Here is a 17,059-nt window from a genome sequence, read left to right as displayed (position 1 = left end):
AATGCCCGAGCCAGTCAAACTGCGCCCCCACGGTCAGGCCCACTGCAAGGATTGCAGCCTGGCCCCCCTGTGCCTGCCCCTGTCGCTCAATCTCGAGGACATGGACGCGCTGGATGAAATCGTCAAACGCGGTCGTCCGCTGAAGAAAGGCGAATTCCTGTTCCGCCAGGGGGATGATTTCGGCTCGGTCTATGCCGTGCGCTCAGGCGCCCTGAAGACCTTCAGCCTGAGCGACGGCGGCGAGGAGCAGATCACCGGCTTCCACCTGCCCAGCGAGCTGGTCGGCCTGTCCGGCATGGACACCGAGACCTACCCGGTTTCGGCTCAGGCCCAGGAAACCACTTCGGTCTGCGAGATCCCCTTCGAGCGTCTCGACGAGCTTTCGGTGCAGCTGCCACAGCTGCGTCGCCAGCTGATGCGGGTGATGAGCCGGGAGATCCGTGACGACCAGCAGATGATGCTGCTGCTGTCCAAGAAGACCGCCGACGAGCGGATCGCCACCTTCCTGGTCAACCTTTCGGCCCGTTTCCGCGCCCGTGGCTATTCGGCCAACCAGTTCCGCCTGAGCATGTCGCGCAACGAGATCGGCAACTACCTGGGCCTTGCGGTCGAGACCGTGTCGCGGGTCTTCACCCGCTTCCAGCAGAACGGCCTGCTCAAGGCCGAGGGCAAGGAGGTGCATATTCTCGATCCGATCCAGCTGTGCGCGCTGGCTGGCGGCTCGATGGACGCCTGAAAGGCTTGCCCAGCAGGTATACTGGCGCATTCGTTTTCCAGGATACCTGCCTCATGCACAGCGACGCCTTCGACCTCAAGACCCTGATCCGTCCAGTGCCGGACTTTCCCAAGCCGGGCGTGATCTTTCGCGACATCACGCCGCTGTTCCAGTCACCGCGCGGGTTGCGCCATGTCACCGATCAGTTCGTCGAGCGCTATGTCGAGGCCGAGTTCAGCCATATTGGCGCGATGGATGCGCGCGGTTTCCTGATCGGCGCGATCATCGCCCACCAGCTCAACAAGCCGCTGATCCTGTTCCGCAAGCAAGGCAAGCTGCCCGCCGATGTATTGTCCGAGGGTTACCAGACCGAATATGGCGAGGCCTTCCTGGAAGTGCATGCCGACAGCCTGTGCGAAGGTGACTCGGTGCTGATCTTCGATGACCTGATCGCCACTGGCGGCACCCTGCTGGCCGCCGCCAACCTGGTGCGCCGTACCGGTGCGCAGGTGTTCGAAGCCGCCGCGATCATCGACCTGCCGGAGCTGGACGGCTCGCGCCGGCTACAGGCGGCCGGGGTGCCGACCTTCTGCCTGACCGAGTTTTCCTTGAGCGAGTATTGAGCGTTTCCCGCAGGCGCAGCGGCCTCCGTGGGAGGCTACCGAGCCTCCAGGACCAGCGGTGGATGCTTGCAGGCCGGCGCAGGAACGGCCCGGCAAATATCCACCGCCGGTGCTGCAAGCACGGCCCGCAAGCCCTCAGCGATGATGCTGGAAGCGCACGGCCATAAACCTGCAGCACAGTCTCGATGGCCGCGAAACGCTCAGAACGAAATCGGCCGGCGCCCGGCGAATGCGTGGGCCAGGGTCCCACCGTCCACCAGCTCCAGCTCGCCGCCAAGCGGCACGCCGTGGGCGATTCGCGAGACGGTCAACCCTTTGTCGATCAACAGCTGGGCGATGTAGTGCGCGGTGGCTTCGCCCTCGACCGTGGGGTTGGTCGCCAGGATCACCTCGCTGAAGGTGCCCTGCTCTTCGACCCGCGCCATCAGTTGCGGCACGCCAATGGCATCAGGGCCAAGGCCGTCGAGCGGCGAAAGATGCCCCTTGAGCACGAAATAGCGACCGCGATAGCCGGTCTGCTCGACCGCGTACACGTCCATCGGCCCTTCCACCACGCACAGCTGGGTATCGTCGCGGCGCGGATCGGCGCATTGCGGGCACAGCTCCTGTTCGGTCAGGGTCCGGCACTGCCGGCAGTGGCCGACGCCCTCCATCGCCTGGCTCAGGGCCTGGGCCAGGCGCACCCCGCCACTGCGGTCACGCTCGAGCAACTGCAGCGCCATGCGCTGGGCGGTTTTCTGGCCGACGCCGGGCAAGGTGCGCAAGGCATCGATCAGTTGGCGAATGAGGGGACTGAAGCTCATGGGGCAGACCTGTCGGTAATCCAGAGGGGGCACAACGAAAATGGGAGCAACGACCGAGCGACCGTTGCCCCCACCGATCCTGAAGCCGGATACCGGTCAGAACGGCATCTTGAAGCCTGGCGGAAGCTGCATGCCGGCCGTCATGCTGCCCATCTTCTCCTGGCTGTTCTGCTCGACCTTGCGCACCGCGTCGTTGACGGCGGCGGCGATCAGGTCCTCGAGCACTTCCTTGTCTTCCTGCATCAGGCTGTCGTCAAGGCTGATGCGCTTGACGTCGTGGCGACCGGTCATCACCACGCTGACCAGGCCGGCACCGGACTGCCCGGTCACTTCCGCATTGGCCAGTTCTTCCTGCATCTTGGCCATCTTTTCCTGCATCTGCTGGGCCTGCTTCATCAGGCCGGCCATGCCACCTTTCATCATGGGGAACACCTCGGTTGTGTCATGTGATGCGGCCAGGCTGGCCAGGCCGCACGGGTTGTCCGTTCAATCGCCCTGGCTGGCCAGGGCCTCTACAGGTTCGATACTGTCCGGCCGGACCGTCGCGCCAAACTGGCGGACCATCTGCTGGACGAGCGGGTCAGTCTCGATCGACACCTCGGCTTCGCGCTGACGCTCGGCGCGCTTGCGGGCGGCGGCCTGGGCCGGGGTCTCCTGCTCGGGCCGGACCAGCTCGATCCTCAGGCGCAGGCTGCGGCCCAGGTGCTGGTCCAGGGCCTCGTTCAGGCGTCGTTGCTGGGTCGCGTTGAACAGCGCGCCCTGGGCTGGATCCAGGTGCAACAGCCATTCATCACCCTCCACAGCAACGAGACTACAGTTGGCGGCGATGTTGCCTGTCATCCCTGAGATAGGCAACCGAGGGAATAATTCCAGCCATTGCAGGGCCAGGCCCGTGGCCGGATGAGCGGCAGGCGCTGGTTCGGACACTTCGGCAGGCTCGGCCTCATGGACGTGCTCGGCCAGTTCGTCCAGGTAACTGAAGCCCATCGGCCCGGTGTCGGACGGAAAGTCGTAGTCGTCATCCGACGCTGGCTCGTCGTCACGCACCGCGCCGGCCGAACCATAGGCGTTCGGGTCGAAGGGCGGCTCGTCATCATGCCCCGCGCTGGCGGGCACCGCAGTGGCGAGCGGACGCGGTGGCGTGTCGGCGACAGGCTTGGGCGGTGCCTGCTCGGCAACCGGTGCCGGCGCATCCTCCCAGGGCGGGCTGATCGACGGAGCTGCCGCCACCGGCTCGGCCGCCGGGGCTGATGCCGGCCCGGATGGCACCTGAGCCTCGGCTGGGGCTGGCTCGACCGACGCAGCGGCTACGCCCGCCGTGGCCGGAGCCGGTACCTGCGCGGTGCTCGCCCCCGCAACGGCCACCGCTGCGGCGGAATCAGCTGTGGCCTGGCTGATCCCTTGCGTCTTTAGCCTCGGCGGCGGCGCATCGTCGGTATCGGCCGGGCGGAAGGCCAGCATGCGCAGCAGGACCATCTCGAAGCCGCCACGCGGATCCGGTGCCAGCGGCAGGTCGCGGCGCCCGATCAAGCCCATCTGGTAATAGAACTGCACGTCCTCGGCAGGCAGGGCGCCAGCCAGCGCCAGCACCCGCTCGCGATCGCCCTGGCCGTTGTCGATCGCCTCGGGCAGCGCCTGGGCGATCGCCACACGGTGCAGCACGTTGAGCATTTCCGCGAGCACGCCGCTCCAGTCCGGGCCCTGCTCGGCCAGGTTGCGGACCGCCTCGAGCAGGCCACGCGCATCGCCTTCGAGCAGGGCCTGGAGGACCTCGTAGACCTGGCCGTGGTCCAGCGTGCCAAGCATCGCCCGCACATCGGCGGCCAGGACCTTGCCCTCGCCGAAGGCGATCGCCTGGTCGGTCAGGCTCATGGCATCGCGCATGGAGCCGTCCGCGGCCCGGCCCAGCAGCCACAGGGCATCGGGCTCGAACGGCACGTTCTCGGCCTCGAGCACATGGCTCAGATGCTCGACCACGCGCTCCGGGCTCATGTTCTTGAGCGAGAACTGCAGGCAGCGGGACAGGATGGTCGCCGGCAGCTTCTGCGGGTCGGTGGTGGCGAGGATGAACTTGACGTGGGGCGGCGGCTCTTCCAGCGTCTTGAGCAAAGCGTTGAAGGAGTGCGTCGAGAGCATGTGCACCTCGTCGATCAGGTACACCTTGAAGCGCCCACGGCTCGGCGCGTACTGCACGTTGTCGAGCAGCTCGCGGGTGTCCTCGACCTTGGTGCGGCTGGCGGCGTCGATCTCGATCAGGTCGACGAAGCGGCCTTCGTCGATTTCCCGGCACACCGAGCAGACACCGCAGGGGGTCGAGGTGATGCCGGTCTCGCAGTTCAGGCACTTGGCGATGATCCGCGCGATGGTGGTCTTGCCCACCCCGCGGGTGCCGGTGAACAGGTAGGCGTGGTGCAGTCGCTGGTTGTCCAGGGCATTGATCAGCGCCTTGAGCACGTGCGTCTGGCCGACCATTTCGCGGAACGAGCGCGGACGCCATTTACGTGCAAGAACCTGATAACTCATGGAAAACCGTCGCAACTGAACCAGCGGGAGATCGCTAATGCTAGCGGAGCGGGGGCGAAATTGCACCATTGAGCGCGACCCTGGCGGTGACGAGGCGACGACAGTGATGGCTGGCGCAACGGTTAGCGGCAGCGGTTCTTGCAAATGGTAAATGTTTCTATTTACATTTTTTTCACAATTTTATAGCCTTCCTACGCACCAGAGGCAGGATGCGACTTCATTAAACGGACGTTTCCCACATTGACTTCAGACTCTGCACCTGTTCAGGAATGAGTCCTCCTTGGGTTGTGCCCGAAGGTTACAGAACAATGAATCCCTACTCTTTGCGCCCGCTCGCGCTGATGATCTCCCTTGCCACCGCAAGCTCGCTGGCCCATGCCGCCGATGTCGTCGAACTCGGCGCCAGCGAAGTCACCGCGACCGCCGATTCGACGGCCAACCAGGCGACCACCGAAGGCACGCGCTCCTACACCACCGGCGCGATGAGCACTTCCACCGGCCTGCCGCTGTCGATCCGCGAGACGCCGCAGTCGGTCAGCGTGATCACCCGGCAGCGCATCGAAGACCAGGGCATGAACAACCTCGACGATGTGGTCAAGTACGCCCCTGGCGTGACCTTGCGCAAGTTCGGCTCGGACCGCCGGGAGTTCCTGGCGCGCGGCTTCCGCATCGACAACATCATGTACGATGGGCTGTCCACCACCGCAGGCACCTTCACCCTCGACACCCTGGCTTCGGCGGACCTGGCCATCTATGACCGCGTCGAAGTCGTGCGTGGCGCGACCGGCCTGATGACGGGTGCCGGCGACCCGTCCGCGACCTTGAACCTGGCGCGCAAGCGCCCCACGGCCACGCCCCAGCTGAGCATCACCACCAGCGCGGGCAGCTGGGACCGGTACCGCACCGAGATCGACGCCTCCAACAAGCTCAACGACAGCGGCACCCTGCGCGGCCGCGTGGTGGCCGCCTACGAAGACAACGACAGCTTCGTCGATGTACGCGGGACCAAGCGCCAGACCTTCTACGGGATCCTGGAAGCCGACCTGAGCGATTCGACCACCTTCACCATCGGCGCTTCCAAGCAGCGTGAAGACAAGAAGTCCGATTGGGGCAGCCTGCCCAGCGGGCCCAACGGCGAGAACCTGCACCTGTCGCGTTCGACCTTCTATGGCGGTGACTGGGCTTATTGGGATCAGGACAACTACACGTTGTTCTCGGACCTGACCCACAAGTTCGACAATGGCTGGACCGGCAAGGTGGCTGTGCAGAAGATCTGGGGCGAGTCCGACACGTTCTCCAACTACCTGTCGGCGATGAACTACCCCTACGCTTCGGTCTCTGACCTGGGCACAGCCTCTGGGCACTACCTGACCGACGACGACATGCTCAACATCGACGCCTCGCTGGGCGGCTCGTTCCAGCTGATGGGTCGCGATCACGAGTTCCTCGCCGGGGTCAGCCGTCGCCAGGAGAAATACAACCAGCGCGGTGGCTGGTGGGCAGCGACGCCCATCAACATCTATGATTTCGATCCTGGCAGCGTGGTCAAGCCGTCCATCGCCGATCGCAACGCCTATGCCAACCACAACGTCACCACCGAGGAAGCGGCCTACGCCGTGGCCCGTTTCAACCCGATCGATCCGTTGCATGTGATCATCGGCGGGCGTGTCAGCTGGTGGGACTATGACAACAAGCTGAGCGACAACGACTACAAGGCCACCCGCGAATTCACGCCCTATGCCGGTATCATCTACGACCTGAACGATACCTACTCGGCCTACGCCAGCTATACCGAGATCTTCAAGCCCCAGAGCAACCAGGATGTCGGCGGTTCGGTGCTCGAACCAATGACCGGTGAAAGCTATGAGATCGGCTTGAAGGGCGAATACCTCGACGGTGCGCTGAACGCTTCGGTAGCGCTGTTCGAGATGACCCAGGAAAACCGCGCCTACGCCATCGCCAACCAGCCAGCCAGCTGTGCCAGTCAGGGCCGGACCTGCTACGAAGCCGCTGGCGAAGTGCGCAGCCGTGGTATCGATACCGAGCTCAGCGGCGCCCTGACGCCGAACTGGAACTTCTCGGCGGCCTATACCTACGTCATGAGCGAGTACGTCAAGGACACCACCTACCAGGGCAAGCGCTTCGGCCCCGACCAGCCCAAGCACCTGTTCAAGGCGGCGACCAGCTACAACCTCACCGGCGACCTGAGCAAGTGGCGAGTCGGCGCGGATGTCTTCGCCCAGAGCGAAACCTACAACCGCGTAGGCAACGGCCACGCCGAACAGGACAGCTATGCCGTGGTGGGCCTGATGGCCGGCTACCGCTTCGACGAGCACTGGGACGGCCGCGTCAACTTCAACAATGTCTTCGACAAGAAGTACTGGCAAGGCATCCCGAACGGTACCGGCAATGGCGTCTATGGCGACCCACGCAACGTGATGTTCAGCCTGAAGTGGACCTTGTAACTCAATAGCCGCCCCTGACAACGCCAGCCCTCGTGCTGGCGTTGTTCATTGCCCCAACCTTCATGACCAGGCGGCCAAGAACCGCCCGCGCCCGAATGCCTCGCGGGCCGCCAGGCTGGGCAGGCAATTGCGCAGCGGCGTCGGCGTGCGCCTGGCGCACAGCCCCGCCATCGCCGGTTGCATCGGGCACAGCGGCAACTCCCAGTCACACAGCCCGCCGCCAACCGCGATGGTCCGCACAGCGCCCCCCTTCTGCCTCGACCCCAAGGCTTTGTACGAAAAGTGTCTGCGCGACGATCAGGCTACGTTGAAAACAGGCTCGGAATGCTCGTTTACAACCCGTAAAGTCGAGCGCGACCCCGGCCATTCCTCGCCTGTTTTCGCCTTGCCTGATCGCCGCTCGGCGACTTTTCGTACAAAGCCTAATACCCATGCGCCCCGCGATGATTGCTCGCATGGTAGTCGATCCACTCCTGCAGCTCATACGGCAGGTACAACCTGTGGCGCGCCCGCGAAATGGCAATGTAGATCGCACAGATCCGATGATCGAACTCGTAGGCGTCCTTGAACCGCAGCGTGGTCAGCAACCCTGGCGTCAGCAGGACCTGGTCGAACTCCCAGCCTCCAGCCTTTTCCGCCATCAGCAACAGACAGCTCGAGGCACTGCGCCCGATCACACGGTCGAGCGCCGTGACATCGGCGACCCGCAAGCCTTGTTCGAGCTCCCCCTGGACCCACAGGAACGCTTCATCGAAGCGATTGGCCTCGCGCACCTGCCGCCAGTCGGTCATTTCGGCGAACGCGGGGTGGGCCTCGGTTCGTCCGGTAGCGCCAAAGGCATCCGGCCTGAACAGCCTGACCGCGCTTTCCATGAACCACTTCAGGTCGGCTTCGGCCCGCTTGTCGAGGAAGCCGAAGGCGCAGTTCTGGCGGAAAAGCTCCATTGCCCACTTCATGCTGTCCCAGCGCGACCCGGTGAGTACCACGCATCCTGGGGGCGGGGTGAAGCGTTCGGCGTAGGTCTCGATGCGCACGTCGGCGTCGCGAGCGCCCTCGAACGGCACCCGTGGCTTTTCCGAATGCAGCGCAATCAAGGGGTTGACCAGTGCCTCGACCTTGCGCCCCGAGCGCACCGAATAGCTCACGTCATTCTGCCGAACCCTGCGTTCACGCCTGACCACCGGACCGCTGGCCTTCTGATATTCGTCGCCCAGGGTGACCAGCACCTGGCGCCCGCGTTCGATGATCTGCAACAGCGGCGGCGGAATGTCCTGGCTTTCGTCGACGATCACATGGCTGAAGCGCGCCGGCACCTGGCAACCGGCAAGGCTTGCCCGCTTGATCACCAGCAGCGCCTCGAACCCGGTCCGCACCGACCAGCGCGGATTGGCCTCCAGCCAGGTCCAGACCCGGCTGGCGTGCTCGAGCAACACCTGCGCCTCGACTGTCGACAGCGGTTGCTGGAACACCGGCAGGTGTTCTCGCGTCAGCGTTCGCTCCCAGGAATCGCAGTACCGCGCCAGCACCGCCAGGCAGATGTCCAGGGCCTGCACCGGGCCATAGCCGCGAAAGCCGAAGATCGACAGCTCTTCGCACACCGCGGGCTTGCTGGGGAGCCGGGCCGGGCTCGAGCCCAAGCGCGCGACCGATGCGCCGCGTGGCCCGCTCAGCACGGCCTGGGCGAAGGCCTGGAAGCTCAGGCCAGGGAGCTTGCCAGCCCCGCCAAGTCGACGGCGCAAGGCCTCGAGCTTTCCTTCGGTTCGGGCCAGCGCCAGCGTGCGCCCCGGTTGCAGGCACTCCATCAGGGCCCCGAGCAGATGGCTCTTGCCGACACCGGCGTAGCCCTGGACGTGCAGATGCTCGTCCAGGTTGGCGCGGAAGGTTCTGACCAGCCGGTCCTGGGCCGGGCTCAACCAGCGCTCGCGCCTGCGCGCGGTGATCATCTGCTGGCTGAACGGGTTATGGCGCTGATGATGACGGACCTTGTAGCACAGGTCCCAGCGGCCATCGGGCAGCAGGTAGTCGCCCATAGCGACCTCCTCCGCCTCGAGCAACCGCAGGTTGAGGGGCTTGAGCAGTTCCAGGCCAAAGTACAGCTTGCGCTGATCGAACAGTCGCTGGGCCTCGGCCAGCAGGCTGGCATTGCTGGTGCCCGCCGCATCGAGCGTCCAGGCCAGCAGCCTGGCGAGGAGCTTTTCGGCCCCATTGGCGGTCAGGCCCTGTTCGCCGGCCTGGGCCAGGTGCTGGATCACCAGCACCGAAGCCAGCTGCGCATCGCTCAACGCTTCCAGGCCAGCCCTGCCCTCGTCCTCGAGCAGTTGCTGGCAGCACTCCTCGGTGATCGGCAGGTACACAGGGTTGGAGAAGTCGTAATGTTCCGGCTGCATGGGGTCTCTTGGCCGGGCCGATGGTGCCCTGGCTTCAGTTCTGGTCGGGATCTTCGGGTTCGCCACGTCGAGGTGCCTGGTTCAGCAGCTTCGACGCGGCAAGCTGGGCGACGACACGCTGCGCCGGGTTGCCTGGCATCGGCTGGCGACGCACGTCCCGGAGCAGATTCGCCTCGATCAGGCGGCGGCGCACGATTTCGGCCGGCAGGCCAAGACGCATGCCAAGCTCGGCGATGAGCCTGGTGGCGGACTCGATGTTCCAGGACGTGTCATCCACGTAGATGACGCCATGCCCACGCCACTTCACATCATACACCTCCAGCAGCGGCAACAGATGCCGGGCGAGGGTTTCGTCGGAGACCGCATGCGCTTCGCCGCGCTTGGCCGAGGCCGGCAGGGCATTTTCATCCCGGTCTTCGGGCACGGCCGAGTCATTCATCTTCCCCACCTTTGATATCCAGTTGGAAACGGTAGTCGCCCAAGCTGCCGGCCATGTGTCCTTCCCGTCGTCCTGGCAGGTCGCCAAGCCCGGCAGGCTCGACCAGCTTGCCGTCGAGCTCGTGGACGGCGAGCTCCAGCAGCTTGCGAAGATCGCTGGCGCTGGCGGCCGTCAGGCTCAAGCGAAGCTGGAGCTGCCTGGAAACCACGCTGCCAGGCGGCGCCTGAACGTCGTCCGTGGTCGATCGAGAGGCCGGAACATCAGCGTGGAGGGTCGCAGTGGAGCGAACGGCGGGCGCCTCCTCCCGTGACTCGTCGTCCGGCCCGCCGGACCGTGCAGCCTGGAGGATCTGCTCATGCTCCTCGTCCATCTGGTCCAGTAGCCACGACAACTCCAGGGTACGCTCGGGACTGGCCTGCATCTGGTCCTTGATGGCCAGACGTCGGGCCTGCCAGTCGCGCAGCCGGCTTTGGATCAGGGGGTCAACTTCGTCCATGTTCTTCACTCCTGGCACGTCTGGGTAACAGGATGCAGAGTAGGCATCGGAAATGCAGCCGATCAAGGCTTGCGAGGATACGAAATGTGCGCGGGCTTGTGATGGCGAGCGCCAGTTGCCCATCGGCGGCAGTCGGCCTGGAAAATGGCAGCCTCGGATCATGGAGGCCTGATGACTTCAGCCCAGACATGGCCAGCATTGCCATTGCGCCTGGACGACAAGGCAAAGGACATGTGACTTCGAGATCGTTGAGCGAGAGACCCTTGAGAACTCGAGGGCTTGCGTAATGGAGGCAGCCCCACCAGCCACACCCCGGCACTCGATGTTCCCGCTATGGCTGCTCCCTTCCGGGCCTGACCAGGTACGCATGCAAGCATGCTCGGGAATCAATGCGGGCCTTATGGGGCAAGGGTTTCAGGCTGATGAGGTAGTTCGCCATTTGCTCGTGTAGATATTCAGCACGATCACTCAAAACTTGGGGTGTAGCCAGCACCGTCACACTTTGCTGTAATACTTTGGTGTCACACCCATGGCCTATCTGATCCGACGCAAAGCCGTCTACTACCTCAATCTCAAGCTGCCGAAGCACCTCTTTCCGAAGTGTCACACTTTGCGTTTGAGCCTGAACATTAGGCACCGGCAGAGCGCCCTGTTCCTCGCCGCATCAATCGTTCAAAGGCTACATGGCCACCTCAGCGAGCACCCGCTAACAGACCTTCAGACGCTTCGTGCGTTATGTTCGCAGTGGCGGAACTCAGCCCCCATACCAACCATCTCGATATCACCACGATCGACCTCGACGACTCCAGTGCAGGCCGGACACGATACCCCTACCCTCGCCGCCCTATCGAAGCTCTACATAGAAGAAGGGAAACGCGGCGGCACATGGCGGCAGGTCAGTGCGGATGAAGTCGAGCGTGCGTTATCAGACCTGTTCGAGCTGATGGGTGACATGCCTGCCCTAGCCTTCGACACTCAGCAAGCACGTCTGCTAAAAGAACGACTCAGCCGCTGCCCCCAGTACTTCGGCTTACGCCCAGAGTTCAAGGGTAAGACCCTGAAGCAGGTGGTCGAGTCAGCTGGCAGCTACAAGACCATCACCGCTGTCACCGTGAACAACCGGCTCCGCAAGCTCACGGCCTTCATGAACTGGTGCAAGGCAAACGGGTATGTCGCAGACAACCCTCTTGCTGGCATGAAAGTCATGACGGGATCAGCAAAGGAAGCACGCCTGTCATTTGACCGCGATGATCTGACTGCACTGCTGGATCATGAAGCGCTGCGAAAGGAAGCACGCAAGCACCCATGGCGCTACTGGCTGCCCTTAATGGGGCGAGCCACCGGGGCACGACTGGAAGAGCTCTGCCAATTGCGAGTTGATGACTTCATCGAGCAACAGGGAATCCCATGCATCCGCATTGATGACAGCGGTAAAGGCCAGAACCTCAAGAACGTTAGCAGCCGTCGCATCCTTCCTATACATCCTGCCCTGTTAGACCTGGGCCTGCTTCAGCACGTTGAGTCAGTTAAGGTATCAGGAACTGATCGTGTGTTCCCTGAGCTGGAAGCAGTACGAGGCAAGCTCGGCCACGCCCCATCAAAGTGGTTCGGCCGCTACCGGACCCGCCAGGGGGTCAATGACACTAGGAAGACATTCCATAGCTTCCGTCACACGCTCATCGACGACCTCCGGGATGCAGGCGTACAAGACTCGCTGATCAAGCGGATCGTCGGCCATGAAGACGGGGCCATTACGTTCAGCGTCTACGGGAGCAGAAGCCCGCTGAAGGCGATGCTTGATGCAATCCGCCATATTGCGATGCCCGCTTGATGATTGCGGGAGACCTAGCCTGCACACCCGCTTGCAGGACCTGCCGCGCATAGAAGGATGCCCCACCCGAGCTACCCAACCAGATGCGGCAGTACGAACGCCAGAGAATGGCCGAATTATTTTCACATCTGGGGGTTGACTCTCTGAATCGGCTCGCGTAAATTGCCTTCCATCACCAAGTCACCGGTGAAACGTTGGCCAAAATTGCCAGATTGAACTTTACCTCCCTGCGGATTCACTCGAAAGAATGAATGGTTAGCACGGAGGTTTTGTCGTGCCTGAGATTCAGCAAGACTCAACCGCATCAGCCCTAGTTTCTACTACCCGAGTAACCACCATGCCATGATCGCAAGATAATTCCGTGACCGTAATCCGCCCCTCACTTCCAACATTAAAGGCAACTATATGACTTAATAGAGAACTTCTGATACTTCCCTGAGCATAGGGCCAGTCCGCCCACTCGCCACACTTACTATAAATCCGACGAAACTTAGAGTTTACGTTACGGCACCCTATTGCCCAGAATTCGCCAACAACCAACGGAGGAGTTTAACAACGAGCAAACTACTACCAAACACCACATCATACACCACTCAAACTTATTCAATAGACCACCCCAGAACCAGCTCTCAATTTCGAGCGACGGCCAACTATTGCCCGAAATCCGTAAAGGAAGACAACTAGATGAAACACCAAGCAAGCAACAACCCTGCAGAACTCGAAAGTTCTTTCCGTCCGAACAACATCCTTGCCAAGCAGCGAGTTTCGACACAATACGTCGTCCCGCTCACCGGCCCTATCGGCGAAATCCATGAGTACGGTGAATTCGTCAGCATTCTTGCCCATGCAGGAGAGGAGGATCAGGTATATATCCAGCTTTCATCCTCCGGTGGAAGTTTGGAGACATGCGACTACCTATGCCGCCGAATGGAAGAGTGCGAAGCTCACATCATCGTAGAGATCGGCATGACTTGCGCATCAGTTGCTTCGGCAATCGCTCTTCAAGCCGATGACTGGGTAATTTACGACAGTAGCACCATGATGGTTCACTCCTGCTCCTATTCACCTGGATATGGGAAGGAGTCGGATATCCGGTCGAGAGTGGAGTATACAGAGCGACTCAACCGGGAATGGATTGAACGAACATACCAAGGATTTCTCTGCGAAGATGAATTTTACGAAGCGGTAGATTACGGCAAAGACTTGTACTTCTTTGCGGATGACTTACGGGAGCGCATGCCGCTACTCCACGAGTACCGTGAACAATGCAAAGCTCGAGGACTCGAAGAATTCATGCGCCACTGGGACCAGCAAGAGGCAGCATAAGATCACTTGACAAGTTAGACCCCCACACATTACGAAGACGACGTCCTAAGTCTCGGCACCAGCCTTCTGCCATACAACAAACCCAAACAGTTAACCACAGGAAATACTATGACTTAGCCTCGACTAAACTGCACTGACCTCACCCAGCGCTCAATTAATGCGCGAGACAACCCTATATTCACACGCTCTAATCGCTACAAAGTTATAGCGACGGGCAGCTACACCCTAAATTTTATAAACACATACTATATGGACATTCAAACCATGAATACCACCGTCACCGAGAATCCTACCCCCACCGCTATCACCGCTGTTATCGAGAGTTCGTTCACTGCCCTCCAGCAGGAAAGCTTTGTTCACAGCGCAGACAACACCGTCACCATGAGCAGCATGGAGATCGCGAAGCTGACGGGTAAGCGCCATGACAATGTGATGAACGACATTCGCCAACAGTTCAAAGAGCTTGGAGAAGATATCCTGAAGTTCCAGGGCATCTATCAGGATTCGCGTAACCGCAGTAAAAAATGCTTCCATTTTCCCCGTCGGGAGGTCGATATCCTTCTTACAGGCTACAGCACCAGGATGCGAGCCGTAGTAGTTGATCGCTGGCATGCACTGGAAGCGGAGAAGAAACTTGGGGTAATTGAGATTCCAAACAATTTGGCAGGCACCCTGAAACTCGTGCTCACTTTGAAGGAAGAGCAGACCATGCTGACGCACCAAGTCGAAGCCCTGGAGCAACAGCTTGCCGAAGACTCTGAGAAGGTTGATTTCTACAACAAGATTTACGAACGGGACGACCTATTAAATCCAACCAAGGCCGCTAAGCTTCTCGACACTGGGCGGAATCGTTATCTCGAATACCTCCGTGACCACAAAATCTTGATGAGTCGCCCACACCAACAGAACATGCCTTATCAGAAGTATCTCGATGCAGGGTACTTCGAAGTGAAGGAGTGCGCATGCTATAACCATAAAACGGGTAAGCGTGAGTTTAAAGCACTAGCCCTCCTTACTGGCAAAGGCTTGATCTGGCTTCAGCATTTCATCGAAAAAAATGGTCGCGCTGGATTGTAAGAATTCGCCCCCCCCTAGCGCTAACAACACGATCGTATGTAGCCCAGGACGAGTTATGTACTGCCCTGGACGAAACACACCTCGAAGGTGGCTGGAGCAATCAAACCAGCCATCGCCTAGCGCCAAACTTTAAGCACCTACACGAAATTCGCTCGAAGCCCCCTCAGCAGGGCGAGCTTCGTGCCGTCTGCGATATGGGCCTGCATATCTATGCTAATACAGCCTGCACTCAGAAGGATGTAATAATTGAAACTTGACGCCACCACACCAATCACCACCGAGACGTACAAACTTCTCAGTATTAATGGCCTAATTATCGATGCAAGCACTGGAGAGATCATTGGGCACAATGACACACCATCAGCGCTTGTTGGGCCTGCCGAATACAAGTGCGAACTTGGTAAGTGCCGAAGCATCGATGACTTCGAAGACCACTTAAGCTTCGTTGACCGACGCAAACTACCGCCCCATACTCTGCACTCACTACGAAGTGAAGTGGACAATGCCCATGGAGAGTGGCGCCGCACTGGCATCGACTGTCGCATTACCATTCCGCAACTGCGACTACTCGAACAACTCCACGGACTTGTTCTTTATCGAAACATTATCATCATGAGCCAGGTAGACCTAGCGAAGTCGCTAGGTGTAGCGGAATCAAACTTAATGAAGAAGCTGAGATTGCTGACTGATAGCCACATGCTGCGTGTCTCGACATCACGAGATGGGAGTATGCGTAAGAGGGAGATAAAGCTGAGCGTGAACCCGCGACTGATTTTCAGGGGCGATGACTACACCCGTGGCGAATACATTGAGTACTGGTATCAACCCACTGGCCACTTGCATACTGTAACGATTGAACCACCCCAGGCGACGGACTCTCTCACCATAGCTACGTAGGTAATTTCAAAAAAGCACGCGAGAATCCGAGCAGAGGCCCCGTAGCACAAGGGGCGCGACAAAATCCTATTATAATAAGAATTTACACAATATGCGACAAGGCAGGACTAGAAGCGTTTCGCCAAAGCGGAGATTTAAAACTATTGTCTCTACGCATTATTTCCGTGGCGTTACGCCACAGCAGGACATTCAGTGCCTGAAGCACGGATAACATCTCTATTAGGCAGGGGAAGAAAGGGGATCCCCTTCCCCGCTCTTGATCTTGCTTTTAATCTTGCTAAGAACTTTAGCGGTTACTGCAACGTGACGGAACGTCACCATGTATCGGTACAGTTCGAGTCAAAAGCTTCGGGGGGCTTTTCTGCCCTGCCCCCCCCTGATTAGAAGTCCCGTGAGGCGACATCACAACTCTAGGTTACAGGGGGAGAGTGGGGCTGCATCGCCCTCCCCGCTCTTGATCTTGCTTCTATCGTGCACTAGTTAATCTAGTAACGGTACGTTACATCGAACCCTACAGTTGAACTAGGTTGATCGGGGGCTTTCACCTCTGCCCCCGCCTCCGTAACTATTATGCAGCAGGCACTCGAGGAATCTCTAACCATGCGGGACGGTGTGGTGCGTCACCACCCACCTCTATTCTGATAAGACAACGACCAGCAGCCTAATGTGTGAACTCTACTCAGTTCCTACCGCACACTCAAACCCGTTCTTTAGGGCCTGATCGTCTGAAGAACAAGAGGGCTAATGACGCACTCAAGCGGACCGCCCGGCTCGATACTCACATTTATCAGCTCGATCCAGCCGCCATCGACAAGGTGAGTGAGTTCCTTCGAGAGTTTACGGAGAGTAACGTCGCACTGATGGGCTATAGCAGCCTGTGACACCCGCACTACTCCGCCCTCTCCCACGTTCGAGCAAAGGGCCAGCAGGATGGCACCACAAGAACGGTGTGAAAGCACCAGCTCAAGGACGCACCCCATAGCTTCAGGCGTGAAGAACACGGAGCCCTGGGATGCAGGGAAAATTGAAGTAACCTCGGCCATCGTCTCGATCCTTATGTGCCCGCGAGGGCTAGCCCTCGACGAATGTCACGATTAGTGTGTGTCCGATTAGATCACATCCGCTGACCATGAGGGAATGCCCGCACCTCCTCCCTCCCCAGCACTTCAGCACCAGTTCGGCACCCGCATCAGGGAGCTGCGCGTGGCCATGGGCATGAGCCAGGAGGCATTCGCTGATCGGTGCGGCTTCGCTAGGACGTACATGTCCCGCATCGAGACGGGAGGAGCGAACCCGTCCATCAACGCTATCAAGGTTCTGGCCGACGCCCTAGGCGTGAGCATCGCCACACTGTTCGAAGGGATGTGAGCTGCCAGTGACAGTGCCACCTCATCTATGGGGCGCCTTCACTGTGACCTACGCTGTCACGCTTCGGCCCTCGCAGGGGTGCTGAGCCCCTGACGCAACGCGTGCATCG

General features: G+C 60.4%; 14 protein-coding genes and 1 other RNA gene. 8 read left to right on the top strand and 7 right to left on the bottom strand.

Translation table 11 applies throughout. The features are described from left to right. Nucleotide 1: 1 nt before the first annotated feature. Both fnrA and ACY8GK_RS02115 read left to right on the top strand, forming a co-directional pair. The gene (gene fnrA / locus ACY8GK_RS02120) at nucleotides 2-736 is read left to right on the top strand and encodes a Crp/Fnr family transcriptional regulator FnrA (RefSeq protein ID WP_196176436.1); all 735 of its coding nucleotides are present in this window, start codon (nucleotides 2-4) and stop codon (nucleotides 734-736) included. Nucleotides 737-789: 53 nt separating this feature from the next. Beyond that, the gene (locus ACY8GK_RS02115) at nucleotides 790-1,338 is read left to right on the top strand and encodes an adenine phosphoribosyltransferase (RefSeq protein ID WP_462402135.1); all 549 of its coding nucleotides are present in this window, start codon (nucleotides 790-792) and stop codon (nucleotides 1,336-1,338) included. A 200-nt stretch (nucleotides 1,339-1,538) separates the two neighbouring features. On the opposite strand, the gene recR is transcribed toward ACY8GK_RS02115, so the two are convergent. From recR to dnaX, 3 genes are all read right to left on the bottom strand, one after another. Further along, on the bottom strand, nucleotides 1,539-2,141 hold the full coding sequence (gene recR, locus ACY8GK_RS02110; protein ID WP_196176440.1) for a recombination mediator RecR: 603 nt from the start codon (nucleotides 2,139-2,141) through the stop codon (nucleotides 1,539-1,541). 96 nt (nucleotides 2,142-2,237) lie between these two features. Beyond that, a complete protein-coding gene (locus ACY8GK_RS02105; protein ID WP_196176443.1) occupies nucleotides 2,238-2,564 on the bottom strand; it encodes a YbaB/EbfC family nucleoid-associated protein in 327 nt (108 codons plus the stop codon). 63 nt (nucleotides 2,565-2,627) lie between these two features. Next, nucleotides 2,628-4,664 (bottom strand): DNA polymerase III subunit gamma/tau, encoded by a 2,037-nt coding sequence (gene dnaX, locus ACY8GK_RS02100; protein WP_462402134.1) that lies wholly within the window; start codon nucleotides 4,662-4,664, stop codon nucleotides 2,628-2,630. 308 nt (nucleotides 4,665-4,972) lie between these two features. On the opposite strand from dnaX, the gene ACY8GK_RS02095 reads away from it, so the two are divergent. Beyond that, nucleotides 4,973-7,129, top strand: coding sequence for a TonB-dependent siderophore receptor (locus ACY8GK_RS02095; RefSeq protein WP_462402133.1), 2,157 nt, complete (start codon nucleotides 4,973-4,975; stop codon nucleotides 7,127-7,129). Nucleotides 7,130-7,551: 422 nt separating this feature from the next. On the opposite strand, the gene ACY8GK_RS02090 is transcribed toward ACY8GK_RS02095, so the two are convergent. The 4 genes from ACY8GK_RS02090 to ffs all read right to left on the bottom strand — a co-directional run bounded on the left by ACY8GK_RS02090 (nucleotide 7,552) and on the right by ffs (nucleotide 10,840). Beyond that, on the bottom strand, nucleotides 7,552-9,516 hold the full coding sequence (locus tag ACY8GK_RS02090; RefSeq protein WP_462402132.1) for a hypothetical protein: 1,965 nt from the start codon (nucleotides 9,514-9,516) through the stop codon (nucleotides 7,552-7,554). A 34-nt stretch (nucleotides 9,517-9,550) separates the two neighbouring features. Next, nucleotides 9,551-9,955, bottom strand: coding sequence for a hypothetical protein (locus ACY8GK_RS02085; RefSeq protein ID WP_196176451.1), 405 nt, complete (start codon nucleotides 9,953-9,955; stop codon nucleotides 9,551-9,553). After that, nucleotides 9,948-10,451: a hypothetical protein gene (locus ACY8GK_RS02080; protein WP_462402131.1), complete on the bottom strand. Its 504-nt coding sequence runs from the start codon at nucleotides 10,449-10,451 to the stop codon at nucleotides 9,948-9,950. Before ACY8GK_RS02080 ends, ACY8GK_RS02085 begins: the two co-directional genes overlap by 8 nt. Nucleotides 10,452-10,754: 303 nt before the next feature. Beyond that, nucleotides 10,755-10,840, bottom strand: an RNA gene (ffs, locus tag ACY8GK_RS02075) — signal recognition particle sRNA small type. Between the two features lie 140 nt (nucleotides 10,841-10,980). Between ffs and ACY8GK_RS02070 the strand changes: the two genes are divergently transcribed. The 5 genes from ACY8GK_RS02070 (at nucleotide 10,981) to ACY8GK_RS02050 (ending at nucleotide 16,950) form a co-directional block, all read left to right on the top strand. Next, a complete protein-coding gene (locus tag ACY8GK_RS02070) occupies nucleotides 10,981-12,282 on the top strand; it encodes a site-specific integrase (protein ID WP_462402130.1) in 1,302 nt (433 codons plus the stop codon). A gap of 684 nt (nucleotides 12,283-12,966) precedes the next feature. Beyond that, the gene (locus tag ACY8GK_RS02065) at nucleotides 12,967-13,608 is read left to right on the top strand and encodes an ATP-dependent Clp protease proteolytic subunit (protein ID WP_462402129.1); all 642 of its coding nucleotides are present in this window, start codon (nucleotides 12,967-12,969) and stop codon (nucleotides 13,606-13,608) included. A gap of 264 nt (nucleotides 13,609-13,872) precedes the next feature. Further along, nucleotides 13,873-14,685, top strand: coding sequence for a phage antirepressor KilAC domain-containing protein (locus tag ACY8GK_RS02060; RefSeq protein WP_462402128.1), 813 nt, complete (start codon nucleotides 13,873-13,875; stop codon nucleotides 14,683-14,685). Nucleotides 14,686-14,931: 246 nt separating this feature from the next. Beyond that, a complete protein-coding gene (locus tag ACY8GK_RS02055) occupies nucleotides 14,932-15,582 on the top strand; it encodes a hypothetical protein (protein WP_462402127.1) in 651 nt (216 codons plus the stop codon). 1,137 nt (nucleotides 15,583-16,719) lie between these two features. After that, the gene (locus ACY8GK_RS02050; RefSeq protein WP_462402126.1) at nucleotides 16,720-16,950 is read left to right on the top strand and encodes a helix-turn-helix domain-containing protein; all 231 of its coding nucleotides are present in this window, start codon (nucleotides 16,720-16,722) and stop codon (nucleotides 16,948-16,950) included. Nucleotides 16,951-17,059 lie beyond the last annotated feature (109 nt).

This window comes from Pseudomonas sp. Marseille-QA0332, from assembly GCF_054950175.1.
This window is presented reverse-complemented; position numbering and strand designations above follow the sequence as displayed.